23 protein-coding genes and 1 pseudogene are annotated in these 25,784 nt (G+C 63.2%); 12 read left to right on the top strand and 12 right to left on the bottom strand.

From position 1 onward, the window contains the following. The first annotated feature begins 9 nt into the window (after positions 1 to 9). The 4 genes from dapF to V6943_RS06505 all read left to right on the top strand — a co-directional run bounded on the left by dapF (position 10) and on the right by V6943_RS06505 (position 3,233). On the top strand, positions 10 to 840 hold the full coding sequence (dapF, locus tag V6943_RS06520; RefSeq protein ID WP_340552934.1) for a diaminopimelate epimerase: 831 nt from the start codon (positions 10 to 12) through the stop codon (positions 838 to 840). Next, the gene (locus tag V6943_RS06515; protein ID WP_131651742.1) at positions 837 to 1,532 is read left to right on the top strand and encodes a DUF484 family protein; all 696 of its coding nucleotides are present in this window, start codon (positions 837 to 839) and stop codon (positions 1,530 to 1,532) included. Before dapF ends, V6943_RS06515 begins: the two co-directional genes overlap by 4 nt. A gap of 109 nt (positions 1,533 to 1,641) precedes the next feature. Then, entirely contained in the window at positions 1,642 to 2,541 is a 900-nt protein-coding gene (xerC, locus tag V6943_RS06510) for a tyrosine recombinase XerC (RefSeq protein ID WP_181104652.1), read from the top strand. Further along, on the top strand, positions 2,538 to 3,233 hold the full coding sequence (locus V6943_RS06505; protein ID WP_340552933.1) for an HAD family hydrolase: 696 nt from the start codon (positions 2,538 to 2,540) through the stop codon (positions 3,231 to 3,233). The genes xerC and V6943_RS06505 overlap by 4 nt, the downstream gene beginning before the upstream one ends. A gap of 146 nt (positions 3,234 to 3,379) precedes the next feature. On the opposite strand, the gene sutA is transcribed toward V6943_RS06505, so the two are convergent. The 5 genes from sutA to glnK all read right to left on the bottom strand — a co-directional run bounded on the left by sutA (position 3,380) and on the right by glnK (position 7,496). Next, a complete protein-coding gene (gene sutA, locus V6943_RS06500) occupies positions 3,380 to 3,712 on the bottom strand; it encodes a transcriptional regulator SutA (protein ID WP_340552932.1) in 333 nt (110 codons plus the stop codon). A gap of 74 nt (positions 3,713 to 3,786) precedes the next feature. Then, on the bottom strand, positions 3,787 to 4,212 hold the full coding sequence (locus V6943_RS06495; RefSeq protein ID WP_340552931.1) for a secondary thiamine-phosphate synthase enzyme YjbQ: 426 nt from the start codon (positions 4,210 to 4,212) through the stop codon (positions 3,787 to 3,789). Between the two features lie 96 nt (positions 4,213 to 4,308). Further along, positions 4,309 to 5,562, bottom strand: a complete 1,254-nt coding sequence (locus tag V6943_RS06490) for an ammonium transporter (RefSeq protein ID WP_181104659.1) — start codon at positions 5,560 to 5,562, stop codon at positions 4,309 to 4,311. A 117-nt stretch (positions 5,563 to 5,679) separates the two neighbouring features. After that, positions 5,680 to 6,996 (bottom strand): ammonium transporter, encoded by a 1,317-nt coding sequence (locus tag V6943_RS06485; RefSeq protein ID WP_340552930.1) that lies wholly within the window; start codon positions 6,994 to 6,996, stop codon positions 5,680 to 5,682. A gap of 161 nt (positions 6,997 to 7,157) precedes the next feature. Beyond that, the gene (gene glnK / locus V6943_RS06480; protein ID WP_003096476.1) at positions 7,158 to 7,496 is read right to left on the bottom strand and encodes a P-II family nitrogen regulator; all 339 of its coding nucleotides are present in this window, start codon (positions 7,494 to 7,496) and stop codon (positions 7,158 to 7,160) included. Between the two features lie 394 nt (positions 7,497 to 7,890). On the opposite strand from glnK, the gene V6943_RS06475 reads away from it, so the two are divergent. From V6943_RS06475 to rep, 4 genes and pseudogenes are all read left to right on the top strand, one after another. Further along, positions 7,891 to 8,154, top strand: coding sequence for an accessory factor UbiK family protein (locus V6943_RS06475; RefSeq protein ID WP_340552929.1), 264 nt, complete (start codon positions 7,891 to 7,893; stop codon positions 8,152 to 8,154). Positions 8,155 to 8,178: 24 nt separating this feature from the next. Next, positions 8,179 to 9,687: pseudogene (locus V6943_RS06470) on the top strand (YifB family Mg chelatase-like AAA ATPase); the annotation flags it as partial. A 216-nt stretch (positions 9,688 to 9,903) separates the two neighbouring features. Further along, on the top strand, positions 9,904 to 11,877 hold the full coding sequence (locus V6943_RS06465; RefSeq protein WP_131651474.1) for a BCCT family transporter: 1,974 nt from the start codon (positions 9,904 to 9,906) through the stop codon (positions 11,875 to 11,877). A 105-nt stretch (positions 11,878 to 11,982) separates the two neighbouring features. Next, complete coding sequence (gene rep / locus V6943_RS06460) at positions 11,983 to 13,992, top strand: DNA helicase Rep (protein WP_131651473.1); 2,010 nt, start codon at positions 11,983 to 11,985, stop codon at positions 13,990 to 13,992. A gap of 221 nt (positions 13,993 to 14,213) precedes the next feature. Here the strand turns inward: rep and V6943_RS06455 are convergent, their stop codons facing one another. The 5 genes from V6943_RS06455 to gap all read right to left on the bottom strand — a co-directional run bounded on the left by V6943_RS06455 (position 14,214) and on the right by gap (position 19,937). Continuing rightward, on the bottom strand, positions 14,214 to 14,978 hold the full coding sequence (locus V6943_RS06455; protein ID WP_131651472.1) for an IclR family transcriptional regulator: 765 nt from the start codon (positions 14,976 to 14,978) through the stop codon (positions 14,214 to 14,216). Between the two features lie 362 nt (positions 14,979 to 15,340). After that, positions 15,341 to 16,843, bottom strand: a complete 1,503-nt coding sequence (locus V6943_RS06450) for a CoA-acylating methylmalonate-semialdehyde dehydrogenase (RefSeq protein WP_340552928.1) — start codon at positions 16,841 to 16,843, stop codon at positions 15,341 to 15,343. 5 nt (positions 16,844 to 16,848) lie between these two features. Then, the gene (locus tag V6943_RS06445) at positions 16,849 to 18,015 is read right to left on the bottom strand and encodes an iron-containing alcohol dehydrogenase (protein ID WP_131651470.1); all 1,167 of its coding nucleotides are present in this window, start codon (positions 18,013 to 18,015) and stop codon (positions 16,849 to 16,851) included. Positions 18,016 to 18,303: 288 nt separating this feature from the next. Next, positions 18,304 to 18,927 carry a cyclodeaminase/cyclohydrolase family protein gene (locus V6943_RS06440; protein ID WP_197445236.1) on the bottom strand — a complete coding sequence of 208 codons (624 nt, stop codon included), beginning with the start codon at positions 18,925 to 18,927 and terminating at the stop codon, positions 18,304 to 18,306. 2 nt (positions 18,928 to 18,929) lie between these two features. Next, positions 18,930 to 19,937 (bottom strand): type I glyceraldehyde-3-phosphate dehydrogenase, encoded by a 1,008-nt coding sequence (gap, locus tag V6943_RS06435; protein WP_131651468.1) that lies wholly within the window; start codon positions 19,935 to 19,937, stop codon positions 18,930 to 18,932. A gap of 185 nt (positions 19,938 to 20,122) precedes the next feature. Here gap and V6943_RS06430 point away from each other — a divergent pair, with 185 nt between their 5' ends. The 4 genes from V6943_RS06430 (at position 20,123) to xpt (ending at position 24,633) form a co-directional block, all read left to right on the top strand. Further along, positions 20,123 to 21,658 carry an alpha-amylase family glycosyl hydrolase gene (locus V6943_RS06430; RefSeq protein ID WP_340552927.1) on the top strand — a complete coding sequence of 512 codons (1,536 nt, stop codon included), beginning with the start codon at positions 20,123 to 20,125 and terminating at the stop codon, positions 21,656 to 21,658. Beyond that, complete coding sequence (locus V6943_RS06425; RefSeq protein ID WP_340552926.1) at positions 21,658 to 23,274, top strand: alpha-amylase family protein; 1,617 nt, start codon at positions 21,658 to 21,660, stop codon at positions 23,272 to 23,274. Before V6943_RS06430 ends, V6943_RS06425 begins: the two co-directional genes overlap by 1 nt. A 5-nt stretch (positions 23,275 to 23,279) precedes the next feature. Continuing rightward, a complete protein-coding gene (locus tag V6943_RS06420; RefSeq protein WP_340552925.1) occupies positions 23,280 to 23,870 on the top strand; it encodes a 3-keto-disaccharide hydrolase in 591 nt (196 codons plus the stop codon). Positions 23,871 to 24,060: 190 nt separating this feature from the next. Continuing rightward, the gene (gene xpt / locus V6943_RS06415) at positions 24,061 to 24,633 is read left to right on the top strand and encodes a xanthine phosphoribosyltransferase (protein ID WP_131651465.1); all 573 of its coding nucleotides are present in this window, start codon (positions 24,061 to 24,063) and stop codon (positions 24,631 to 24,633) included. A 12-nt stretch (positions 24,634 to 24,645) separates the two neighbouring features. Here xpt and V6943_RS06410 read toward each other — a convergent pair whose 3' ends face one another. Next, positions 24,646 to 25,164: a cupin domain-containing protein gene (locus V6943_RS06410; RefSeq protein ID WP_340552924.1), complete on the bottom strand. Its 519-nt coding sequence runs from the start codon at positions 25,162 to 25,164 to the stop codon at positions 24,646 to 24,648. Between the two features lie 143 nt (positions 25,165 to 25,307). Next, positions 25,308 to 25,730 (bottom strand): c-type cytochrome, encoded by a 423-nt coding sequence (locus V6943_RS06405; RefSeq protein WP_131651463.1) that lies wholly within the window; start codon positions 25,728 to 25,730, stop codon positions 25,308 to 25,310. Positions 25,731 to 25,784: the final 54 nt, after the last annotated feature.

Raw genomic sequence — 25,784 nt, 5'->3', positions numbered from 1 at the left:
GCCACGACGATGCTTTTGCGTTTTACCAAGATGCACGGCCTGGGCAACGACTTCATGGTCATCGACCTGATCAGCCAGCACGCGCATATCCAGCCCAAGCACGCCAAGCAATGGGGTGATCGGCATACTGGCATCGGTTTCGATCAGCTGCTGCTGGTCGAGCCGCCGCACAATCCCGACGTGGATTTCCGCTATCGCATCTTCAATTCAGACGGTTCCGAAGTGGAGCAGTGCGGCAACGGCGCCCGCTGCTTTGCCCGCTTCGTGCTGGACAAGCGGCTGACCATGAAGCGCCGGATTCGCGTCGAGACCAAGGGCGGCACCATCGAACTGGATATCCGTCCCGACGGGCAGATCAGCGTCGATATGGGCCCGCCACGGCTGGTTCCGGCCGAGATCCCCTTCCAGGCCGACGGTGAAGCCATGAGCTATCCGCTGGACGTCGACGGACAGCAGCTGGAGATTGCCGCTGTGTCCATGGGCAACCCGCATTCGGTGCTGCGTGTGGACGACATCGACAGCGCGCCGGTGCATGAGCTCGGGCCAAAAATCGAGCATCACCCGCGCTTTCCACAACGCGTCAACGCCGGCTTTGTGCAAGTCATCGATCGCCAGCACGCCAAACTGCGCGTATGGGAACGCGGCGCGGGTGAAACCCAGGCCTGCGGCACCGGCGCTTGCGCCGCTGCGGTCGCCGCGATTGGCCAGGGCTGGATGGATTCGCCGGTGCAGATCGATCTGCCAGGTGGCCGTCTGTCCATCGAATGGGCAGGCCCAGGTCAGCCCGTTATGATGACCGGCCCCGCCGTTCGCGTTTTCGAAGGACAGGTTCGCCTATGACCGAGCAAAACCAGGATAAGCCGCAACTGCCGGACGCCGAAGCCGTCGCGGCTTATCTGAGTGCTCATCCAGAATTTTTCGTCGACCATGATGAATTGATCCCCGAGCTGCGCATTCCACACCTGCCGGGTGGCGCGGTGTCGCTGGTCGAGCGGCAGGTAAAGCTGCTGCGCGAACGCAACATCGAGATGCGTCACCGTCTGTCGCAGCTGATGGACGTGGCCCGCGACAACGACAGATTGTTCGACAAAACCCGCCGACTGGTCCTCGACCTGCTGGATGCTAACTCCTTGGAAGAAGTAATCGGTGCGGTGGACGAAAGCCTACGGCACGAGTTCCAAGTGCCCTATGTCAGTCTGATCCTGTTCAGTGAAGCGCCCTTGCCGGTCGGTCGCAGCGTCACCAGCGCCGAGGCACAGCAAGCCATCGGCGGCCTGCTCGGCGGCGGCAAGACCATTTGCGGCGTGCTGCGCCCGCATGAGCTGGTGTTTCTGTTCGGCGAAGAGGAAAGCAAAGAGATCGGCTCGGCGGCGGTGGTCGCGCTCAACCAGCAGCAAGGCATCCTGGCGATCGGCAGCAAGGACCCGCAGCACTACAAGAGCTCGCTGGGCACGCTGTTCCTCAGCTATATCGCCGAGGTGCTGACTCGAGTGCTGCCGCATTACTCTGCGCCGCTGCGATCGGTACGCTGAAAGCTGAAAGCTGAAAGCTGAAAGCTGAAGGCAATGCGCGGCCCACGAGCGATTCGCGTCTAGCTTTCAGCTTCAAGCTAATGGCTGTCTCATATCGAAGTGAGCTCTGATGCAAACCGATCTCGACGCTTATTTCCAACATCTGCGCAGCGAGCGGCACGTGTCGCCGCATACGCTGGATGCCTACCGGCGCGACCTGATCAAGGTGATGGGCTACTGCCAAAAGCAGCAGCTTGGGCAGTGGTCCGAGCTGAAAAGCGCCCACGTTCGCCAATTGATTGCCGAACAGCACCGCCAGGGTCAATCCAGCCGTAGCCTGGCACGTCTGCTCTCATCGCTGCGCGGCCTGTATCGCTACCTCAATCAGGAAGGACGCTGCGCTCACGACCCGGCCGCCGGCATCTCCGCGCCCAAGGGCGAGCAACGCCTGCCACGACTGCTCGACACCGACCGGGCGATGCAGCTGCTCGACGGTGGCATCGAGGATGATTTCATCGGCCACCGCGATCATGCCATGCTCGAATTGTTCTATTCATCCGGACTGCGCCTGGCAGAGCTAATCGGCCTGAATCTCGATCAGCTCGACGTCCCGGCCGGCCTGGTTCACGTCCATGGCAAAGGCAACAAAGATCGCGTGCTCCCTATCGGACGCAAGGCCCGCGAAGCGCTGCAGGCTTGGCTGCCGCTGCGGGCGTTGAGCAATCCGGCCGATGGCGCGGTATTCGTCAGCCAGCAGGGACGCCGCCTCGGTGCGCGCGCGGTGCAACTGCGGGTACGCCAGGCCGGTGTGCGCGAGCTCGGCCAGCACCTGCACCCGCACATGCTGAGGCACAGTTTTGCCAGCCATGTACTCGAATCGTCGCAAGATTTGCGCTCCGTACAGGAAATGCTCGGCCATGCCGACATCGGCACCACGCAGATCTATACCCACCTGGATTTTCAGCATTTGGCCAAGGTCTATGACCAGGCGCACCCGCGAGCCAAACGTAAGCAGGACAGTGACCCATGAGCATTCAGCTGATCACCTTCGACCTCGATGACACGCTGTGGGATGTCGGCCCGGTCATTCAGAGCGCCGAAATCCGCTTGCGAGATTGGCTCGGCCAATACGCGCCGCGCCTGGGCGACTTTCCTGTCGAGTCGCTGGCCGCGATCCGCCGCATGCTGGTCGAGTCCGAGCCAGGCCTGAAGCACCGCATCAGCGAACTGCGCCGGCGCATCCTCTTCCATGCGCTGCACGACGCCGGCTATCCGAGTGGCGAAGCGCAAGGCATTGCCGACCAGGCATTCGAAGTTTTTCTCGAAGCTCGCCATGAGATCGATCTCTTTCCCGACGTGCACCCAACGCTGGAGTGCTTGGCCAACCAATACACACTCGGTGTGCTGACCAATGGCAACGCCGATGTCCGTCGCCTGGGCCTCGCCGACTACTTTCAATTCACCCTATGCGCCGAAGAATTGGGCATCGGCAAGCCGGACCCGCGGCCTTTCCAGGAAGCACTGGGCCGCGCGGGGGTGAGCGCCGAGCACGCGGTGCATATCGGTGATCACCCTGATGACGATATCGCTGGCGCGCAGCGGGCCGGCGTTCGCGCCATCTGGTTCAATCCAGCCGGAACGCCTTGGCAGCACGACGGTCAGCCAGACGCGGAGATCCGCAGCCTCGCAGAGCTCCCGGCTTTGCTGGCCGGTTGGCGATAACGCTTCAACGAATCGCAAATACGACGAAGCCCAACACCGGGCGGTGTTGGGCTTCGCTCGTGCTCAAGCGCTGATACAGCTCAAGGCGATGGCATGGCTCCTGCGAGCTCGACCAGCCTTCCGCCTCCAGCGCTTTTCGCTGTGATTCAGATAGGCCGGCTGCCGTACTTGCTGTCAGGCTTTTTCGGCGGATCGGCGACTACGTTCGGTTCGACTTCCTGTACGCGCCCGCCACGGGCGAGGAACTCTTCCATCGCACGTGCCAGCTCGTCACGTTCGCGCTGCTTGGCTTCCAGGCTTGGCATTTCCTCGACGACCACCGTCTTGGCCTTGGCCTTCTTGGTCGTCGGGGTGGCGCGCTCACTGTCGGCCCCCTCGTCGTCAGCGTTGTCGTCGCCGTCATCGGCGGCGGCCAGCTCCTCGCCTTCCTCCTCGTCGTTAACGTCCAGATCGTCTTGTTCTAATTCTTCGTCGCTCATGTTCAACCTCGTACCTTGCCAAAGCGGAAGTTATAGCCCAGCGATGTGCTTTGTTCGCCACCGCCAAAAAAAATTCAACTTGCCATCCCGTGCAGCGTTGCGACGACCTGTCTGGCACCCCCTCGATCGCGGTGTTCCCCCAGATAGATACCTTGCCAAGTCCCTAATACCAGCTGCCCGTCGCCAACCGGCAAGCTCACCTGACAACCGAGCAGGCTCGCCTTGAAATGCGCCGGCAGATCGTCCGGCCCTTCGTAATCATGTTCGTAACCACCCTGGCCTTGTGGTACCAGGCGGTTGAAAAACGTCTCGAAGTCGCGCCGCACCGCGCCATCGGCGTTCTCGTTGATGGTCAGCGAGGCCGAGGTATGGCGCAGCCACAGGTGTAACAGACCGACCCGGCATTGTTGCAGTTCCGGTAGTTGTGCAAGCAGCTCATCGGTAATCAGATGGAAGCCACGCGGTCTAGGACGCAGTGTGATCACGCTCTGTTGCCACATGCTGGAAAGCCCCTCGACACCTGAACGGGCGCATTCTAGCGCGGCGGCAGAAAAAACAAAGGGCGCTCGCGAGCGCCCTTTATCGTCACGTTGCGATCACCGCTTGTTGGTGAACTCCGGATAGGCTTCGAGACCGCACTCGACCACATCGACGCCCTCGTATTCCTCCTCCTCGCTCACTCGCAGCCCCATCACGGCCTTGAGGATGCCCCAGACGATCAGGCTGGCGACGAATACCCAGGCGAAGATCGAAGCCAGCCCCAGCAGCTGTGCGCCAAAGGACGCATCGGCGTTGGTCAGCGGCACCGCCAGCAGCCCCCACATGCCGACCACACCGTGCACCGAAATGGCACCGACCGGGTCATCGATACGCAGCTTATCCAGGCCGAGGATGCTGAACACCACCAGCACGCCACCGACACCGCCAATAAGCACGGCTTGCAGGGCGCTCGGCGTCAGCGGCTCGGCGGTGATCGCCACCAGCCCGGCCAGCGCGCCGTTGAGAATCATGGTCAGATCGGATTTGCCGAACAGCAACCGTGCGGTGATCAGCGCCGCGACCAAGCCGCCGGCAGCCGCCATGTTGGTATTGGTGAACACCTGAGCGACGGCGTTGGCGTCCTCGATGGTGCTCATGCGCAGCTGCGAGCCGCCGTTGAAGCCGAACCAGCCCATCCACAGGATGAAGGCACCCAGGGTCGCCAGCGGCAGATTGGCGCCGGGAATCGCATTGATTTGGCCGTTCGGGCCGTACTTGCCCTTTCGCGGGCCCAGCAGCAGCACGCCAGCCAGCGCAGCCGAAGCACCCGCCATGTGCACCAGACCGGAGCCCGCGAAATCGAGGAAGCCTGCCGCGTCGAGGAAACCGCCGCCCCACTTCCAGAAGCCTTGAATCGGGTAGATGAACCCGGTCATCACTACGGCGAAGGCAATGAAGGCCCAGAGCTTCATGCGCTCGGCCACCGCGCCGGACACCACCGACATACAGGTTGCGGCAAATACGATCTGGAAGAAGAAGTCGGCCCTCGCCGAGTAGTAAGGCGCATCCTCACCACCCGCGGCGACTACATCCACGGCGTTCTCGTCACCGATCAGGAAACCCAGGCTCGGCAGGATGCCGCCTTCGGGGCTCGAATACATGATGTAGTAGCCGATCAGCAGATACATGATCGAAGCCACCGAATACAGCACGATATTCTTGGTGAGAATTTCCGCCGTGTTCTTGGCCCGCACCAGACCGGATTCGAGCATGGCGAAACCGGCCGCCATCCACATCACCAGCGCACCGCAGATGACGAAGTAGAAGGTATCGAGTCCGTACTGGACGGGTATCAGAGCTGTGCTGTCCATGTGTCACCTCTATGTGTCGCGCGTTTCGCGCCATTCGGTCTCCGGCTGGCCTTTCTAGCGGCAAGCCGGCCCCAAACCCGGGGTTGGCTCCGGGGGTTTCGTACGCTTGATCGGGATTTACAGGTTGTAGCCGCGCTCGTTGTGCAGGCTGAGGTCGAGTCCGATAGTTTCTTCGTCATCGCTGACCCGCAGGCCCATCACCCAATCGATCACCTTGAGAATCACAAAGGTGACGATTGCCGTGTAGACGACGGTGAACAGCACGCCCTTGAGCTGGATCCACAGCTGCAGCGCGATGTTGTCCACCTCACCGAAGCCGCCCAGTGCAGGCGCTGCGAATGCGCCGGTGAGCAACGCTCCGACGATGCCGCCGATGCCGTGCACGCCAAAGGCGTCCAGCGAGTCGTCGTAACCGAGCTTGCGTTTCAGGCTGGTGGCGCAGAAGAAGCAGATGACGCCCGACGCCAGGCCGATGATCAGCGCGCCCATCGGCCCGACCGTGCCGGCAGCCGGCGTGATGGCAACCAGGCCGGCGACCACGCCGGAGGCGATGCCCAGGGCACTGGGTTTGCCATGGGTCAGCCACTCGGCAAACATCCAGCCCAAAGCCGCAGCAGCAGTGGCGATCTGCGTCACGAGCATGGCCATGCCTGCGGTGCCGTTGGCGCCCAGCGAGGACCCGGCATTGAAGCCGAACCAGCCGATCCAGAGCATTGCGGCGCCCACCAGTGTCAGCCCCAGGTTGTGCGGCGCCATCGGCGTGGTCGGGAAGCCCTTGCGCTTGCCGAGCACGAGGCAAGCCACGAGACCAGCGATACCGGCGTTGATGTGCACCACGGTGCCACCGGCGAAATCGAGTACGCCCCAGTCCCACATCAGTCCGCCGTCACCGCCCCAGACCATATGTGCGATCGGCGCATAGACCAGGGTGAACCAGACGCCCATGAACACCAGCATCGCGGAAAACTTCATGCGTTCGGCGAAAGCCCCGACGATCAGCGCCGGAGTGATGATGGCGAAGGTCATCTGGAAGGTGATGAACACGCTTTCCGGAACCGTGCCGGTGAGGCTGTCTGGGGTCAGGCCGCTGAGAAAAGCACGGTCGAGACCACCGATAAAGGAGCTGAAATTGGTGACGCCTGCTTCCATGCCGGTGGTGTCGAACGCCAGGCTGTAGCCGTAGACCATCCAGAGGATGCTCATCAGGCCAGCGATGGCGAAGCACTGCAGCATGACGGACAGAATGTTCTTGGAGCGGACCATGCCGCCGTAGAACAAGGCCAGGCCAGGGATGGTCATGAACAGCACCAGCGCGGTGGCGGTGAGCATCCAGGCCGTGTCGCCTGAATCGAGCGTCGCGTCCTGCGCCAAGGCGATGCCTGGGCTTATCAGAGACAAAAGGGCTCCTAGCCCTGCGAATCTTCGCAGAGTCATGGTTTTACTCCTGGGGCGTGGGGGTTCGTAGGCCTGCCGAAGCAGGCAATCGCAAAGCGTCGGATCGTGCGTAGCGTGTGAAATCAGACTCGGCTGGCTTGCCTGATTTCGCCTGAGCCCGGGCGCTGCCCGGTCAATCGTTCACTACGCGACGACGCCGATCAGATCGCGTCGGTATCGGTTTCGCCTGTGCGGATGCGGATGGCCTGCTCCAGATTGACGACGAAAATCTTGCCGTCGCCGATCTTGCCGGTGTTGGCGGCCTTGGTGATAGCCTCGATCACGCGATCCAGCTGGTCGTCGGCAATCGCCACGTCGATTTTCACCTTCGGCAGAAAATCGACCACGTATTCAGCGCCGCGATAGAGTTCGGTGTGGCCTTTCTGGCGCCCGAAACCCTTGACCTCGGTGACCGTGATGCCCTGGACGCCGATTTCAGACAGCGACTCGCGTACGTCGTCCAGCTTGAACGGCTTGATGATGGCAGTAACTAATTTCATGAAAACTTCTCCCGTTTAGGTGGACTTGCCCCAGAAGTACGAACCCAGGACAAGTCTAAGCTCTGTGTCTGGCTCTTGTAACGCGTCGACATAGCCGAGCGACCTCCAACACCATCAGCCGATCCGACGAAACGTCCTGAATCGTCTGCGCACCGCAACGCACCGGTGCGTCTTCATGACGAGCCAAGCAGAATCAATGCCAGGTCTGTGAGAAGTGCGTGATAGCGCGCCCCACCGCAGCCGCGCGGGTCGCATCGCTGACAGACCCACGAAACCCGCGCACCAATACCGGGCAAGGCGATGCGACCGCCTGCCCATAAACGTGCACTGCGACGAAAATCGGCCTCAAACAGGCCGTGCTACACTGCCCGCCGCTCAGAAACAGGTGATGTCCATGCTCCCACCCAAAGCTTTTCTCGACGCCATCGGCTCTCAGGCTTCACGCCTGTTCAACGGCGAGACGCCGCTACCCCGCCCCGAAATCGAAGCCCAGTTCAAAAGCATCCTCCAGGGCGCGCTGAGCAAACTGGACGTTGTCAGCCGCGACGAATTCGACAACCAGATGGTGGTGCTCGCGCGCACCCGAGCGCGGCTCGAAGCACTCGAGGCCAAGGTCGCCGAGCTGGAAGAAAGACTGCAGCCACCCGCCGCCGACTAAACTCGGTGGCGACACGATCAAAGGAGTGATCGAATGTCCCTCGCCATAGTTCATAGCCGCGCCCAGGTGGGCGTCGAGGCGCCCGCCGTCACGGTCGAAGCCCACTTGGCCAATGGCCTGCCTTCGCTGGCACTGGTCGGGTTGCCCGAGACCGCCGTCAAGGAGAGCAAGGATCGCGTGCGCAGTGCGATCCTGACCTCCGACTTCGATTTCCCGGCCCGCCGCATCACACTCAATCTCGCCCCTGCCGACCTGCCGAAAGACGGTGGCCGCTTCGATCTGGCCATCGCCTTGGGCATTCTCGCCGCCAGTGGACAGATTCCCACAGACCGCCTCGATACCCTGGAATGTCTGGGCGAGCTGGCGCTATCCGGCGCGTTGCGCCCGGTGCAGGGCGTGTTGCCTGCGGCCCTGGCGGCACGTCAGGCCGGGCGCGCGCTGCTGGTGCCGCGAGCCAATGCTGAGGAAGCCAGTCTGGCTTCAGGGCTGGTGGTTTACGCCGCTGATCATTTGCTGGAAGTCGCGGCGCACTTCAACGGCGTCACGCCTATCGCTCCCTTCGAGGCCCAGGGCCTGCTGCGTCAGGTGCTGCCCTACCCCGATCTGGCCGATGTGCAGGGCCAGGCCGCCGCCAAACGCGGTTTATTGGTCGCGGCGGCTGGCGCGCACAATCTGCTTTTTTCAGGCCCCCCGGGCACCGGCAAGACGCTGCTGGCCAGCCGTCTTCCCGGTTTGCTTCCACCACTTGAAGAACAGGAAGCGCTGGAAGTCGCGGCGATTCATTCGGTCGCCAGCCAGTCACCGCTGGAGCATTGGCCGCAACGACCGTTTCGCCAGCCCCATCACAGTGCATCCGGGCCGGCGCTAGTCGGTGGCGGCAGCCGGCCGAGACCCGGCGAGATTACGCTGGCGCACCAGGGCGTGCTGTTCCTCGACGAGCTGCCGGAGTTCGATCGCAAGGTATTGGAAGTGCTCAGAGAGCCCCTGGAATCAGGCTGTATCGTGATCGCACGGGCGCGCGACAAGGTGCGTTTCCCGGCCCGTTTTCAGCTGGTCGCGGCGATGAATCCCTGCCCCTGCGGCTACCTGGGCGATCCGAGTGGCCGCTGTCGCTGCTCGCCGGATCAGATCCAGCGCTACCGAGGCAAGCTCTCAGGGCCACTGCTTGATCGCATCGACCTACACCTCACCGTGGCACGCGAAGCCACCGCGCTGAACGCGCCACCCGCAACCAGCGACAATACCGACGTGGTCGCTGAGCAGGTCGCTCAGGCACGGCGCATTCAACTGGCCCGTCAGGGCTGCGCGAACGCCTTTCTCGATCTCACCGGATTGCGCACTCATTGCCAACTGCAGGCCGACGACCAGCAATGGCTGGAGCGCGCCTGTGAGCGACTCGGGCTTTCACTGCGGGCGGCGCACCGGATTCTCAAAGTCGCGCGGACCTTGGCGGACCTGCAACAGGATGCGTTCATCGGCCGCCGGCACCTGGCCGAAGCGCTGCAATACCGGCCGGGTAGCCAGGCATCCTGAGGCGCGATGCGGCCGCTGGATGGGGTTCACCGTGCGGTTCCGACAGGCGAATCACGGTTTGGCAGAAGCGTGCCGCAATACGCCGAATTGTGCGGTCACATCCTGTAAGCCCTCGTGGCGACGGCCCTTCGCCCGGTCGGACGACGGTCGCTATGTTAGAGTGCACCCCCTTTCGCCACAGGCGGCCCACTCCCTTTCGGTATCAAGGAGCGCAGCATGGAGGCCAAAAAGTCTTCCTCTTCCACCATCAACCCTCCCGTCTTTTTCGGCTCTGCCGTACTGATTCTCGCGCTGGTGATCTACAGCGTTGCCTTTTCCGAACATGCGCAAACGCTGTTTGGCGACGTCCAGGCCTGGATCATCGCCAACCTCAGTTGGCTATACATCCTGGCGGTGGCCATCATCCTGCTGATGGTGGTGATCGTCGCCTTGAGCCGTTACGGCGATATCAAGCTCGGCCCCGATCATAGTGAACCTGATTACAGCAGCCTGACTTGGTTCGCCATGCTGTTTTCCGCTGGCATGGGCATCGGCCTGATGTTCTTCGGCGTCGCCGAGCCGGTGATGCACTTCCTCTCGCCGCCCGTTGGTGAAGGCGGCACGGTTGCCGCCGCGCGCGAGGCGATGAAGATCACCTTCTTCCATTGGGGTCTGCATGCCTGGGCGGTCTATGCCATCGTGGCGATGATTCTGGCCTACTTCGCCTATCGCCATGATCTGCCGCTGACCCTGCGCTCGGCGCTCTACCCGCTCATTGGCGAGCGCATCTACGGCCCCATCGGCCATGCCGTGGATATCTTCGCCATCATCGGCACCGTGCTGGGCGTCGCCACCTCGTTGGGGCTGGGCGTCACGCAGATCAATACCGGCCTCAACCATCTGTATGGCCTGCCCATTTCCGTACCGGTGCAGATCGGCCTGATTGTCGCCACTACGTTGCTGGCGACCATTTCGGTCGTTACCGGCCTGGACAAGGGCGTGCGGCGGCTTTCGGAATTGAACCTGACTCTTGCCGCGCTATTGATGCTGCTGGTTCTGATAGCAGGCCCGACGGTGTTCATCCTGCAGACCTTCGTGCAGAACACCGGCAATTACTTCTCGCAGATCGTCACCGCCACCTTCAATCTTTACGCCTACGAGCCGAACGACTGGATCGGTGGCTGGACGCTGTTCTACTGGGGCTGGTGGCTGGCCTGGTCGCCCTTCGTCGGGCTGTTCATCGCGCGCATTTCCCGTGGCCGGACGATTCGAGAGTTCGTCGCCGGCGTGCTGCTGGTGCCGACCGCTTTCACCCTGTTGTGGATGACCGTGTTCGGCGATACCGCCATTCACATGATTCTCTGGGAACACGTGACCAGTCTGGGCGAAGCCATCGACCGCGACAGCTCACTGGCCCTGTTCGCCTTCCTGGAGCACTTCCCGTTCGCCTCCGTGCTTTCGCTGGTGGCGATCGTCATGGTGGTGGTGTTCTTCGTCACCTCGGCGGACTCCGGTGCGCTGGTCGTGGACATGCTCGCGTCCGGCGGCCAGGAAGGCACGCCGGTCTGGCAGCGGGTCTTCTGGGCCGGCTCCATGGGCGCGGTGGCCATCGCCCTGCTGTTGGCCGACGGCCTGACCGCACTGCAGACCGCCACCATCGCCAGCGCCCTACCCTTCACCCTCGCGCTGCTGTGCTCGATGTGGGGCCTGCTCAAGGCCTTGCGCCTGGATGCCACCAAGCAGGGGTTGCGCTACCAGGCGATCACCACCTCACCGACCACGCCGCGCGCTTACAGCGACTGGCAGCGACGCCTGAGCAATCTGACGAAGTTTCCACGACGCCCCGACGTGGTGCGTTTCATCGCCGACGTGGCTCGTCCCGCCTGTGAAGCAGTTGCCGAGGAGATTCGCAAACAAGGCTACGGCGCAACCGTCGAACAAGGCGAAGACCGCCGCGTCCGCATCGAAATCACCCATGAAGGCGAGCCTGACTTCATCTACGAAATACGCCCCCGCGCCTATGCGATGCCGAGCTTTGTGCCCAGCAACGAGGACGACGAGCCCGGCGAACGTAAGTATTTCCGCGCCGAAGTCCACCTCAAGGAAGGCGGCCAGGACTACGACGTCATGGGCTGGAGCCGCGAAGGCGTGATCGGCGACATCCTCGATCAGTACGAGAAGCACATGCACTTCTTGCATATGGTGCGGTAGCCGCAAGCTGCTTCGCACGGTGGATCGCGCTTCATCGCTCCACCGTGCGTAGTGGCAGCTCCGGCCTGTTAAACTCCCGCCCCGCCCTCAGACACCCGAACGACCATGTCCCGACTCAATCCCCGGCAGCAGGAAGCCGTGAACTACGTCGGCGGCCCCATGCTGGTGCTCGCCGGCGCCGGCTCCGGCAAGACCAGCGTCATCACCCGCAAGATCGCCTACCTGATCCAGCAGTGCGGCATCCGCGCGCAATACATCGTCGCCGTGACCTTCACCAACAAGGCCGCGCGCGAAATGAAGGAGCGCGTCAGCAGCCTGCTACGCGGCGGCGAAGGGCGCGGGCTCACCGTGTCGACCTTCCACAACCTGGGCCTGAACATCATCCGCAAGGAATACGCCAAACTCGGCTACAAGCCGGGCTTCTCGATCTTCGACGAGGGCGACATCAAGGCGCTGCTGACCGACATCATGCAGAAGGAATACTCGGGCGACGACGGCGTCGACGAGATCAAGAATTACATCGGCAGCTGGAAGAACGACCTGATCACGCCCGAGGAGGCACTGGGCAGCGCGCGCAATCCCAAGGAGCAGACCGCCGCCATCGTCTACACCCACTACCAGCGCACGCTCAAGGCGTACAACGCGGTGGATTTCGACGACCTGATCATGCAGCCGGTGAAGCTTTTCCAGGATCACCCCGAAGTGTTGGAGAAGTGGCGCAACAAGGTTCGCTACATGCTGGTGGACGAATATCAGGACACCAACGCCAGCCAGTATCTGCTGGTGAAAATGCTGGTGCAGGAACGCGCGCATTTCACCGTGGTGGGCGATGACGACCAATCGATTTACGCCTGGCGCGGCGCCCGCCCGGAAAACCTGATGCAGCTCAAGGATGACTTCCCCTCGCTGAAAGTGGTGATGCTCGAGCAGAACTACCGCTCCACCAGCCGCATTCTGAAGTGCGCAAACGTGCTGATTGCCAACAACCCTCACGCCTTCGAGAAGCAGCTGTGGTCGGAAATGGGCCATGGCGACCCGATCCGTGTGATTCGCTGCCGCAACGAGGAAGCCGAAGCCGAGCGCGTGGCGATGGAAATCCTCACGCTGCACCTCAAGACCGAGCGGCCCTACAGCGACTTCGCCATCCTCTATCGCGGCAACTACCAGGCCAAGCTGATCGAGCTGAAGCTGCAGCATCACCAGATTCCCTATCGCCTGTCCGGCGGCACCAGCTTCTTCGGCCGCCAGGAAGTGAAGGACCTGATGAGCTACTTCCGCCTGCTAGTCAACCCCGACGACGACAACGCCTTTCTCCGCGTGATCAACGTACCGCGCCGGGAGATCGGCTCCACCACCTTGGAAAAGCTCGGCAACTACGCCACCGCGCGCAAGATTTCCATGTACGCCGCCTGCGACGAAATCGGCCTGGGCGAGCTGCTGGACAGCCGCTTCACCGACCGCCTCTCACGCTTCAAGCGCTACATGGACAACCTGCGCCAGCAGTGCGCGCAGAACGACCCCATCGCCGCGCTGCGCAGCATGGTCATGGACATCGACTACGAGACCTGGGTCCGCAGCCAGACCTCCAGCGACAAGGCCGCGGACTTCCGCATGGGCAACGTCTGGTTCCTTATCGATGCGCTGAAGAACACCCTCGAGCGCGACGAAGAAGGCGAGATGACCATCGAGGAAGCCATCGCCAAGCTGGTGCTGCGCGACATGCTCGAACGCCAGCAGGAAGAGGAAGAAGGCGCCGAGGGCGTGCAGATGATGACGTTGCATGCGTCCAAGGGGCTGGAATTCCCCTACGTATTTATCCTCGGCATGGAAGAGGAAATCCTCCCGCACCGCTCCAGCATCGAGGCCGACACCATCGAGGAAGAACGCCGCCTGGCCTACGTCGGCATCACCCGCGCACGGCAGAACCTGGCCATGACCTTCGCCGCCAAGCGCAAGCAGTACGGCGAAATCATCGAATGCATGCCCAGCCGCTTCCTCGACGAATTGCCTCAGGAAGATCTGGAATGGGAAGGCCAGGAAGACGCGCCGGTGGAAGTCAAAGCGGCGCGCGGCAACGACGCGCTGGCGGCGATGCGGGCGATGTTGAAGCGATAAAGGCGGCATGCTGTAGGGTGGGCTTCAGCCCACCAACCACCTAAAGCTACGCCAACAACCACTATCGTCTGCTACTGGTGGGCTGAAGCCCACCCTACGGCGCTAGAAACCGCTGAAACCGTAGCCTGGGATTAGCCGAAGGTGTAATCCGGGTTGCGAAGGCGCAACTCGTATATCGAAACAGCCAGTGGAAGCCGCGCAGCGTTCCATTGATCCGCCCATCAACCACTGACGATGCTTTCCAGCTCGTTCGCCGCCGCGCGCAGGCGTGGCACGAAATTCAGCAGCGGCTCCATCGCGCAGCGGATCACCGGGGCATGGGTAAACAGGCAGGCCTTCAGCTCGCCGCGTGCGTCCCGCACCGGCACGGCGCAGGCGACCATGCCGTCGATGAACTCCTCCGAATCAGTGGCCAGATCCTCTTCGCGAATCCGCGCAAGATCGTCGCGCAGGGCGCTGAGGTCGGTGATGGTATTGCGTGCCAGTTGGCGGATCGGCAGACGCGGCAGGATTCGCTCCAGTTGCTCGTTGGGCAGCGACGCCAAGTAAAGCTTGCCGCTGGCGGTGCACCAGAGCGGCGTATGGCTGCCGATGGGCAGGTTGATCTGCAACGGCCAGTTGGTCTGCACACGGTCGAAATAGAGCATGTCCAGGCCATCGGGCACGGACAGTCCGCAGGTCTCGCCGATTTCTTCCGACAGCTGGCGCAGGATCGCCTGGCGCAACGCCTTGTGCCGACCGCTGCCAAGGATGTTCACCGCAGTGGCGTGCAGACGGTCGCCCGGCAGCAAGCCGCCGCGCAGGCCGAATTGCAGGAAGCCCTCTTTCTCCAGCGTTTGCACCAGCCGATGGGCGCTGGCTTTGGGAATATCGAGCTTCTCCGCCAAGGCGCTGGGCGTCAGTGGTTCCGCAGCGCTAGCCACCGCTTCGATGATTTCCAGCACGCGGGTGATGGAAGAGCCTTTTTCACGGGGGGTACTGCGCATCACCTGCCCTGTCGTTGAAGGAATAAAGCGCGCCATGGCGCGACGCGAGTGTATCGACCGGCGCCACCAGCGCAACCGTTGACCCCATTGAGCCGGTCCGTTTGGGCCGAACGATGGGTTACACGCCGGTGGGCTGAAGCGGAACGCCGCCCGACCACCCTACAGAGGGAACTGCCATCACTATCGGGTTCGCTTAGACGCCGCACCCGTAGGGTGGGCTTCAGCCCACCAGCTGCGCGCAACATTCGAATCGGCAAGCGAATCAGAACGAGCGCGCTTCGTCAGCAGTTACGCTTTGCCACTGCCAATCGGTGGGCTGAAGCCCACCCTACGGCCGCCCTCCTTACGGCGATTCCCCCACCTTATTTCATCGTCGGCATCGAAAAATCGGCGCCAGCGCGGATACCCGTCGGCCAGCGCCGAGTCACCGTCTTCATCCGGGTGAAGAAGCGCACGCCGTCCGGACCGTGCATGTTCAGCGGGCCGAAGACCGAACGCTTCCAACCGCCAAAGCAGTGGAACGCCATGGGCACCGGGATCGGTACGTTGACGCCGACCATGCCGACCTGCACACGCTCTTCGAACTGCCGCGCGGTATCGCCGTCGCGGGTGAAGATCGAGGTGCCGTTGCCGTATTCATGGTCGTTGACCAGCTTCAGCGCCTCGTCGAAGGAGCTGACTCGCACCACCGCCAGCACCGGGCCGAAGATTTCCTCTTGGTAGACGCGCATCTGCGGCGTCACGCGATCGAACAGCGTCGGGCCGACATAGAAGCCATTCTCGTAGCCCTCGACCTTGATGCCACGCCCATCGCAGACCAGCGTCGCACCCTCTTCCACGCCGAGGTCGATATAGCCGCTGACCTTTTGCTGGTGCTCGCGGGTGACCAACGGGCCCATCTGCGGCTCGGGTTCGACGCCCGTGCCTGGGCCGGTGCGCAGCTGCGCGATTTCACCCTTGAGCATCTCGACCAGGTTGTCCGCCACCTCGTCGCCGACGCAGACCGCCACGGAAATCGCCATGCAGCGCTCGCCGGCCGAGCCGTAGGCGGCGCCCATCAGCGAGCTGACCACCTGCTGCGGATCGGCGTCGGGCATGATCACCATGTGGTTTTTCGCCCCACCCAGGGCCTGGCAGCGTTTGCCGTGCGCCGAAGCGGTCGTGTAGATGTACTCGGCGATCGGTGTCGAGCCGACGAAGCTCACCGACTGCACGCGCTCGTCGGTCAGCAGCACGTCCACCGCCTCCTTGTCGCCGTTGACGATGTTCAGCACGCCTGCCGGCAACCCGGCCTCGGCGAGCAGTTCGCCAAGCAGCATGGTCGCGCTCGGGTCCTTCTCCGACGGCTTGAGGACGAAGGTATTACCGCAGGCGATGGCAACCGGCAGCATCCACAGCGGCACCATGGCCGGGAAGTTGAACGGCGTGATGCCGACGCACACACCCAGCGGTTGCATCAGCGAATTGGAATCGATGTCGCGACCGACATTGGAGGAGAACTCGCCCTTGAGCAGATGCGGAATGCCGCAGGCGAACTCCACCACTTCCAGCCCGCGAGTGACTTCGCCCTGGGCATCGGAGAAGACCTTGCCGTGCTCCAGCGAAATCAGCCGCGCCACATCATCGCGACGCGCTTCAAGCAGCGCCTTGAAGCGGAACATCACCCGCGCGCGTACCAGCGGTGGGGTTTTCGACCAGCCTTCGAAAGCGGCCTGTGCGGCGGCGATGGCCTCGCGGGTTTCGTCCGCCGAAGACAGCGAAACATACAGGCGCGGCTCGCCCGTAGCCGGGTTGTAGACGGTCGCGTGGCGTTCGGAGCGGCCAGCGACGGCCTCGTTGTTGATCAGGTTGCCGAGGGTCTGCATGGGGCTCACTCCTGGTTCCAGACGGTTTCGTAGAGGTCGATGATTTCTGCTTCGGTGGGCACGCGCGGGTTGTTGCCCGGCGAACCCGAGGCCAGGGCCTGATTCGCCATGGTTTCGCGCAGCTCGAAGAAGCGCTCTCGGGTAATGCCGAACTGCTCAGGGCTTGGCACCTGCAGCTCTTTGTTGATCGCGCGCAGTTCGGTCAGCAGCTTTTCGTTGGCCACTTCGACGCTGTCGTCCTCACCCGCCACGCCCATGGCCCGGGCGCAGTCGGCATAACGCTCGGGTGCGGAGGGAATGGAAAACGCGGTGATTGCCGGCAATAGCATGGCGTTGGACAGACCGTGCGGCACATGGAAAAACGCACCAATCGGGCGACTCATGCCATGCACCAGCGCCACAGAGGCATTAGAGAAGGCGATGCCAGCCAGGGTCGCACCGAGCATCATCGCCTCGCGGGCGTTGCGATTGCCCGGCTCGTGGTAGGCCGCGCGCAAGTTGGGCGCCAGCAGGCGCATGGCTTCGAGCGCCTGGGCATCGCTATAGAGGCTGGCCTTGCGGCTGACGTAGGCCTCGATGGCGTGGGTCAGCGCATCGATACCGGTGTCGGCGGTCACCCGCGGCGGCAGCGACAGGGTCAGCTCGTAGTCGATCAGCGCGGCGACGGGCATGAAACCGAGGCCGGCGCAGAGCATTTTCTCGTCGCTGGTTTCATCAGTAATGATCGTGAAGCGCGTGGCTTCCGAACCGGTGCCGGCGGTGGTGGGGATGGCGATCAGCGGCAGGCCGGCTTCGCTGACATCGCGCGGGAAGCGGTAGTCGCGCATCTCGCCGCCGAACTTGCCGAGGATGCCGATGGCCTTGGCCGAATCGATCGGACTGCCGCCGCCGAGCGCGATGATCGAGTCATAGTTGCCTTGGCGCACCATTTCGACGCCGGCATGAATCGACGCCGCGGTCGGCTCCGGCAGCGTATCGGCGAAGCAGTCACTGGGAATGTCGGCCTTGGCTAGGGTCTCGCTGATCCGCGCCACGTAGCCCAGCTCGACCATCATCCGGTCGGTGACGATCAGCGGGCGTTTGCAGCCGAGGTTATGCAGCACGGATACGATCTGCTGACTAGCGCCGGCGCCGACTTCCATCAGGCGCGGCAGGACGATGCGATGGCTCATGGTGTTCTCCGGTGGGCCTCGCGAAGCGCTCTATCACGACGTATATCCGCCAGATAAAGCACTTGCACGAACGATTGCACGGGGAGACTCAGGGTCTCGTTTGTTATTGGGGACGGCTCGCCTCGAAGCCAGACTAGAAGCAGATCGACCAACATTCAAGCTAAAACGAGACATTTTTTCCCAATATAAGACTCGAGTACATGCCAGCTCGCTGACATGAGGCTTCTCGCGCGCAGAGCCGCATCTGCCAGCAAGCTGACTTGTGCTTGAAGGTTGGTGAACCCCGACTCAGGAATATTCGGGTGGATCGCTGGCGTCGGCCCCAGCCTGGTCGAGTAATTGTTGCAAGACCTTGTCGGCGTCATTCTGCAAGCGTTCGCGCGAGCGTCCGGCCTGTTCGCGCGCCGAGGCGTCATCGAGGCTTGCCATGTCGGCATCGACATTGATCAACGCGGCGCTGAGCCCCGCATGGATGAGCAGCGCGCCGGCCTGCACGTCACTGCGCACCACGGCCGCAACCAGCGGCCAGGCCTCGTTGGCCAGCTCCAGCGCCTCCAGGCAACTGTGCGCGGTCGCCAAGGGCACGGCGCAGGCTTGGCGTGAGGCCGTTTGGAGATCGGCCGTATCGTCGCGGCTGGCGTGCAGATAATTTTGGAAGGCGCGTATATCCGCATCGGCAAACGCGCCGGGCCGGCCGATCAGGCCTTCAGCCGTTTGTAACAACCGACGCCGCGCGGGCTCGCTGCCGCGCGACTCGCTGATTCTCAGTCCCTTGAGCACTAGGGCCAGGCCAATATCCGAAACCACCGCAGCAGCGGCGCCACAGCCTGGTGTAGGCCGATCCGCCGCCGTCGCATCGCGGAAATCGGCCAGCGATAGCCGCCAGACGCTGTCACCAGCTGGGCTATCCATATTCAGACCGTGCCGTTGCCCCAGGCCAGCAGCACGTCGAGCATGCGGTTGGAGAAGGCCCACTCGTTGTCGTACCAGGCCAGCACCTTGACCAGATCGCCCTGCACGCGCGTGTGGCTGAGATCGGCCACGCAGGATGCCGGGTAGCCGAAGAAGTCACGCGAGACCAACGGCAAATCGTTGCACTCCATCACCCCGAGCGGCATCGTCTGCGCGCCGTCGCGCAAGATCTGATTGACCGCCTCGACGCCCGCAGGCGCACGTTCGGCAACGAAGGTGAGGTCCACCAGCGAGACGTTCGGCGTCGGCACCCGCACCGACAGGCCGTCCAGCCGCCCGGCCAGTTCCGGCAACACCAGCCCGATGGCTTTGGCGGCGCCGGTGGTCGAGGGAATCATCGACTCCGCCGCGGCACGAGCGCGGTAAAGGTCCTTGTGTGCCTTGTCCAGCAGGTTCTGGTCGTTGGTATAGGCGTGCACGGTATTGAGCAGGCCCTGACGAATCCCCATCGCCTCATGCAGCACCTTGGCCAACGGCGCCAGGCAATTGGTGGTGCAGGACGCATTGGAAATCACCCGCTGGGTGCCTAGCAGCTCGTGGTTGACGCCATAGACCACGGTCAGGTCGGCGCCATCGAGCGGGTGCGAGGCGAACACCCGGTTGGCTCCGGCCTGCAGATGCTGGTCGACCAACGCGCGCTTCTTGAACTTGCCCGAGCACTCCAGCACCACATCGACGCCGAGCTGCTTCCAGGGCAACTGCGCGGGGTCGCGCTCCTGCAGCAGTCGAATCGATTGCCCACGGATCTGCAGCATGTCCTCGTGCAGGTCGACCTGACCATGAAAGCGCCCGAAGGTGGTGTCGAAGCGCGTCAGATGCGCCATCGCAGCCCGGTCACTGAGGTCATTGATCGCCTCGATACGAATCTGGCTTTCCAGATTACGTTCGAACAGGGCTCGCAACACGGCTCGGCCAATACGGCCATAACCATTGATGGCAATACGCAACATGGCGGTCTCCCAGACGGTCGTTGAGGCTTGTGCAAGATTAGTCGGACGATCACGGTGGTCGTTCACTGCATCCGAAGAAGATCGCCGAACGGCGAACCCGAGCGGCCCACATCAGTCGTAACCAGACAGGTCCGCCAAGCCGGCCTGCCGGACACCGGAAACGAACACCAGAAAAGGGAACGAGCATGAGCGAGTCAACCCAGCCACCCTGGTGGAAAGGCGCCACCGTCTATCAGATCTATCCGCGGTCTTTCGCCGACAGCAACGAAGACGGCATCGGCGACCTCAATGGAGTGCTGCGCCACCTCAATCACCTGCAGTACCTCGGCGTCGGCGCCCTGTGGCTGTCGCCGATCTTCCGTTCGCCGATGCGCGATGCCGGCTACGACATCAGCGATTACTGCGACATCGACCCGCTGTTCGGCTCGCTGGATGATATCGACCGGCTCATCGCAGAGGCGCATGCCCGCGGGATCCGCGTGCTGCTCGATTTCGTCCCCAATCACACCTCCGATCAGCACCCCTGGTTCATTGAATCTCGCAGCTCGCGGGACAACCCGAAACGCGACTGGTACATCTGGCGCGACGAGCCGAACAACTGGCGCGCCGCACTCAACGCCGGCAGCGCCTGGACCTGGGACGAGCACAGCCAGCAGTACTACCTGCACCTGTTCCTGCCCGAGCAGCCGGACTTGAACTGGCGCAACCCCGAGGTGGTCGAGGCGATGCATGGCGTGCTGCGCTTCTGGCTCGATCGCGGCATCGACGGTTTTCGCGTCGACGTCATCCACTGCACCGGCAAGGAGCCGAGCTTCGCCGACGATCCGCGCTGCCTGGCCGGCCAGCCGCTGGTGGAATTCAACGACCAGCCTTACAGCCACGAGGTATTGCGCGGTTTGCGCCGGCTGGTCGACAGCTATCCCGGCGAGCGCGTGCTGGTCGGCGAGGTCAACATCCGCTCCACCGAACGGGTCCTGCAGTACTACGGCGCCGGCGATGAACTGCACATGTCGTTCAATTTCCAGCCGCTGGACGCGCCCTGGGAGCCGGTGATGTTCCGCACCTGCATCCGCGATGTCGAGGCGCTGCTGAAACCGGCCAACGCCTGGCCGACCTGGGTGCTGTCCAATCACGACAATCAGCGCCAGCGCAGCCGCTACCAGGGCTCGCTGCGTAGCGCCCATGCCGCCGCGGTACTACTGCTGACCCTGCGCGGCACGCCGTTCATCTTCCAGGGCGAAGAGCTGGGCTTGGAGGACGCGGTGATCGCGCCGGACGAGCAGGTCGATCCGGGTGGCCGCGACGGTGGCCGCGCACCGATTCCCTGGCTGGCGGCGGCCCCGCACGGCTGGGACGGCGCCGAGCCCTGGCTACCCTTTCCGCCGGAAAGCGACGAGTTGGCGGTCGAGCGCCAGCAGCGTGCGCCCGGCTCGACCCTCGAGCTGTACCGCCGCCTGATCGCCGCGCGCAAAGGCAGCCCGGCGCTGCTGCACGGCGACTGGCACGAACTGCCCTCGCACCCGAACGTGCTGGCCTACAGGCGGCAACTGGACGATGACCTGCGGGTGATCTGCCTGAACTTCGCCGATGAACCCCATGCCTTTCCTCTCAGCGGCCACTGGCAGATCGAGATCGCCAGCGACGCCCAGGGCGAAGGCGAACTCTACAGCGGCGAACTGGCGGCAGGCCAGGCGTTGATTCTCAGCCCGGAGGAACACTGATGCGCCCACTCTGGTACCGAAATGCGGTGATTTATCAGATCGACCCGTCCTTGTTTCTCGACATCAACGGCGACGGCTGCGGCGACTTGCGCGGGGTGACCGACCGCCTCGATTACGTGCGCGGCCTGGGCGCGACGGCGATTTGGCTGATGCCTTTCTACCAATCGCCTTTCCAGGACGCCGGCTACGATGTCAGCGATCACCTGCAGGTCGACCCGCGCTTCGGCGACCTCGCCGACGTGGTGTATCTGCTGGAGAAAGCCGAGGAGCTGGGCCTGCACGTGATGATCGAACTGGTGGTGCAACACACCTCCACCGAGCATCGCTGGTTTCAGGAGGCGCGGCGCGATCGGCAATCGCCTTACCGGGACTATTACATCTGGGCGGATGAGCCGGACGACAGCATCGAGCCGATTTTCCCCACTGTGGAAGACAGCGTCTGGACCTGGGACGAGGAAGCCGGACAGTACTACCGCCATCTGTTCTACAGCCACGAGCCGGATTTGAATCTGGCCAACCCGAAAGTCATCAAGGAAATCGAGCGGATCATCGCCTTCTGGCTGCGCCTGGGCGTCTCGGGCTTTCGCGTCGACGCCGCCTCACACTTGATCGAACAGGCCGGCGAAGGCGACGGAGACGGCTACTGGCTGCTCGAGCACATGCGCGATTTCGTTACCCTGCGCCGACCGGAAGCCGTGCTGCTGGGCGAGGTCGACGTCGAGCCGGAGCAGTACCGGGATTATTTTGGCGAAGGCGATCGACTGACCCTGCTATTGAATTTCTGGGCCAACAACCACTTTTTCCTCTCGCTCGCCCGCAGCGAGGCAGAACCCCTGCATCGGGCACTGGAGCACCAGCCGGAACCGCCCGAGCGCGCGCAGTACGCCATCTGGCTGCGCAACCACGACGAGCTGGATCTGGAGCGGCTGACCGAAGAGGAGCGCGAGGAAGTCATGCAGGCCTTCGCACCCGACCCCGATATGCGCGCCTACAACCGCGGCATCCGCCGTCGTCTGGCGCCGATGCTCGATGGTGACGAGCGGCGTCTCGCCATGGCTCATGCGCTTATGTTCGCGCTGCCCGGTACGCCGATCATCCGTTACGGTGAGGAAATCGGCATGGGAGAGGACCTGTCGCGGCCCGAGCGCCTGGCGGTGCGCACACCGATGCAATGGTCCAACGAGCCCAACGCCGGTTTCTCCTGCGCCGACGCGAAGCAGCTGGCCGCGCCGGTGATCGACGACGGCGAGTTCGCCTATTCGCAGATAAACGTGTACGCCCAGACCCTGCGCGACGACTCCTTGATGGCCAAGACCGGCAACATGATCCGCACCCGCATCGGCCTGCGCGAGATCGGCGGCGGCCAGCATCGACCAGTCGAGACGGGGTGTCCCTCCGTCTTCGCCATACGCCATGACAACCAGTCAACGGTACTGATGCTGGTGAATCTGGCAGACAAAGATGTGGAGGTGGAAATCGCCGAGCGGGATCTGCAGGACATGGTCGACGTGCTGGCCGACAGTGATTACGAGCAGCCCGAAGGCCACCCGTTGCGGATACAGCTACGTGGCTACGGCTATCGCTGGCTGCGCCGCAAACAGCAGCTGTTTGGCTAACGCTCATGGAAATCCAACTCGATGCCGATGATTGGCGGGGCTGGCATACCGACAACTTTCCCACCGGCAGTTGGCGACGCCACGACGATGAACTTCAGGCCATCGCCGGCGCGCCGCGAGTCGACCTGGTGTCGCGCCGGCGCTATCGCGATTTCGTCTTGCGTTTCGAATTCGCCCTCCCGATCGCCGGCAATTCGGGCGTGCTCTACCGAGTCGAGGATGATGCCGAACAGAGTTGGCACAGCGGCCCGGAGATGCAGTTGCTCGATGATGCCGGCCACCCCGACGGCCGCGAGCCCACCACGCGTAACGGCGCGCTGTACGGGTTGCTGGCGGCCAAGCTGGAAACGACTATCGAGCCGGGAGAGTTCATCAGTGCGGCAGTGAGCGTTTGCGAGGGTTATGTCGAACACTGGTTGCGCGGCCGTTGCGTGCTCGGCTATCGGCTTGACGATGCCGACCTGCGCGCCGGCATCGCGCGGAGCAAGTTCGCCGCCTTTCCACGCTTCGCCCAGGCCACCGAGGGCTTCATGGTGCTGCAGCACCATGGCGAGGCCGCACGCTTTCGCCGCTTGTCGATCGAAACGCCGGACTGAAAGCTCCGCTTGGACCCAGGCATGAAATTGAGCGAGAATGCGCGGCTTTCCAGGCAGCGGGAACGCTGGCGAAATGGATGCAGGATCGAAACGGGCTGGGCGCTCGCCATCGTGGCGTAGCGCCCAGTCGCCTTTCGGGACGGCGAATCGTCAGAAGTACCGGGCCGCCCACGCATGAGGTAGCGCGTTTGTGGAACAGCTGAAACAGAAGATCCGCGATGAAGGCATCGTACTGTCCGACCGAGTACTCAAGGTCGATGCCTTCCTGAACCATCAGATCGACCCCGTGCTGATGCAGCAGATCGGCCAGGAATTCGCCCGGCTGTTCCGCGACGAAGGCATCACCAAGATCGTCACCATCGAGGCCTCCGGCATTGCACCCGCGATCATGGCCGGCCTGGAACTCGGGGTACCGGTGATCTTCGCTCGCAAGCATCAGTCGCTGACCATGACTGACCATCTGCTGACCGCTTCCGTGTATTCGTTCACCAAGCAGGTGGAAAGCACCATCGCGATCTCTACCAACCATCTGTCGGCTGCCGACCGCGTGCTGATCATCGACGACTTCCTGGCCAACGGCAAAGCGGCCAAGGGCCTGGTGTCGATCATTCAGCAGGCCGGCGCGAGCATTGCCGGGCTCGGCATCGTCATCGAGAAATCCTTCCAGGTCGGTCGTCAGGAACTGGAAGAAGCGGGCTTCCGCGTCGAATCGCTGGCCCGCGTCGCCGCGCTGGCGGATGGTCAGGTGGTGTTCGTCGAGTAACGACCCTCCGCGTTACTCTCTGCGCCACAGCGTCACCAGCGCGCCCTGGGTCCCGGCGATCGGGTCACTGATCGGTACGCCGACCCGCTCGGCGCGCGCACGCGCCTCATCATGGCTGCGCTCGTCCGGGCGCAGCAGGTCGTACTGCTGCTCCACCGGGTAGCCGCCGACCACCTCGAAGTCCTCGCTGGCGCTCAGCCGACAGTGGCCGGTACCGGCCGGCAGCACCAACGCGTCACCCGCACGCACCTCGACTTCCTGCCCATGCTCGCCGCCAAGCATCAGCCGCGCCGAGCCACGCGAAACGCCGAGCACTTCATGGGCGGTGGAGTGAAAGTGATGATAGTCAAAGACGCTCGCGCGCCATTGCGCCGGCCACAGATGGCTGTTGAACAGGTTCTCGAAGGCGCTGGCGTAGTCGTTATCGGCCAGCGGTAATTGCCGGTACACCAGCACCGGATGCGGGCTGTTCGGCGTGCGGCCGTCACTGGAAAAATGCAGCTGCTCGGGTTGTGGGGCGGAACTGGGCATGGGCACCTCATCGTCATGCCGAGGGCCGGTATCACGCGGCCTTCGGAACGGGTTTCGTAGATTCGACCCGATGCTCCGCAGCTTTTCTCCCCGCCAGAAACGACAAAGCCGCCCGAAGGCGGCGATGTCTGTCCAGCAGAAGCTTAGAGGCCGGACATGTGCTGGATGGCGGCTTTCAGCTCGTCGTCCGAACAATCGGCACAGGTGCCTTTAGGCGGCATGGCGTTGATACCGCTGATGGCATGCTTGAGCAAGCCATCCAGGCCGCCCGCTGCGTCGGCACGGGCCGTCCAGGCGGCAGAGTCGCCGGTCTTCGGTGAGTTGAGCAGACCGGAGCCGTGGCAGGCGGTGCAGAACTTGCCATAGACGTCTGCGCCACTGCGAGCGGCGCCGCCAGCGGCAGCAGTTGCCGGACCGGCCGCTGCACACTCTTCACCTTGAATACATACTTCGCCTACCGGCTTGAGTCGCTCGGCGATGTCGTCGTTGGTCGCAGCCTGAGCGCTCATTGCCCACAGGGCCACTACGGCAGTCTGTGCTACCAGGATCTTCTTAATCAGGTTCACCTTACACCCTCATGTGGCTAGACACGCCCGCGGCCACGGTTACGCGGGCGGCGG

This window comes from Pseudomonas sp. CBC3, assembly GCF_037967085.1.
Classification (GTDB): domain Bacteria; phylum Pseudomonadota; class Gammaproteobacteria; order Pseudomonadales; family Pseudomonadaceae; genus Stutzerimonas.
The sequence above is the reverse complement of the archived record's forward strand: the minus strand, read 5'-3'. Positions and strand labels throughout refer to the sequence as shown.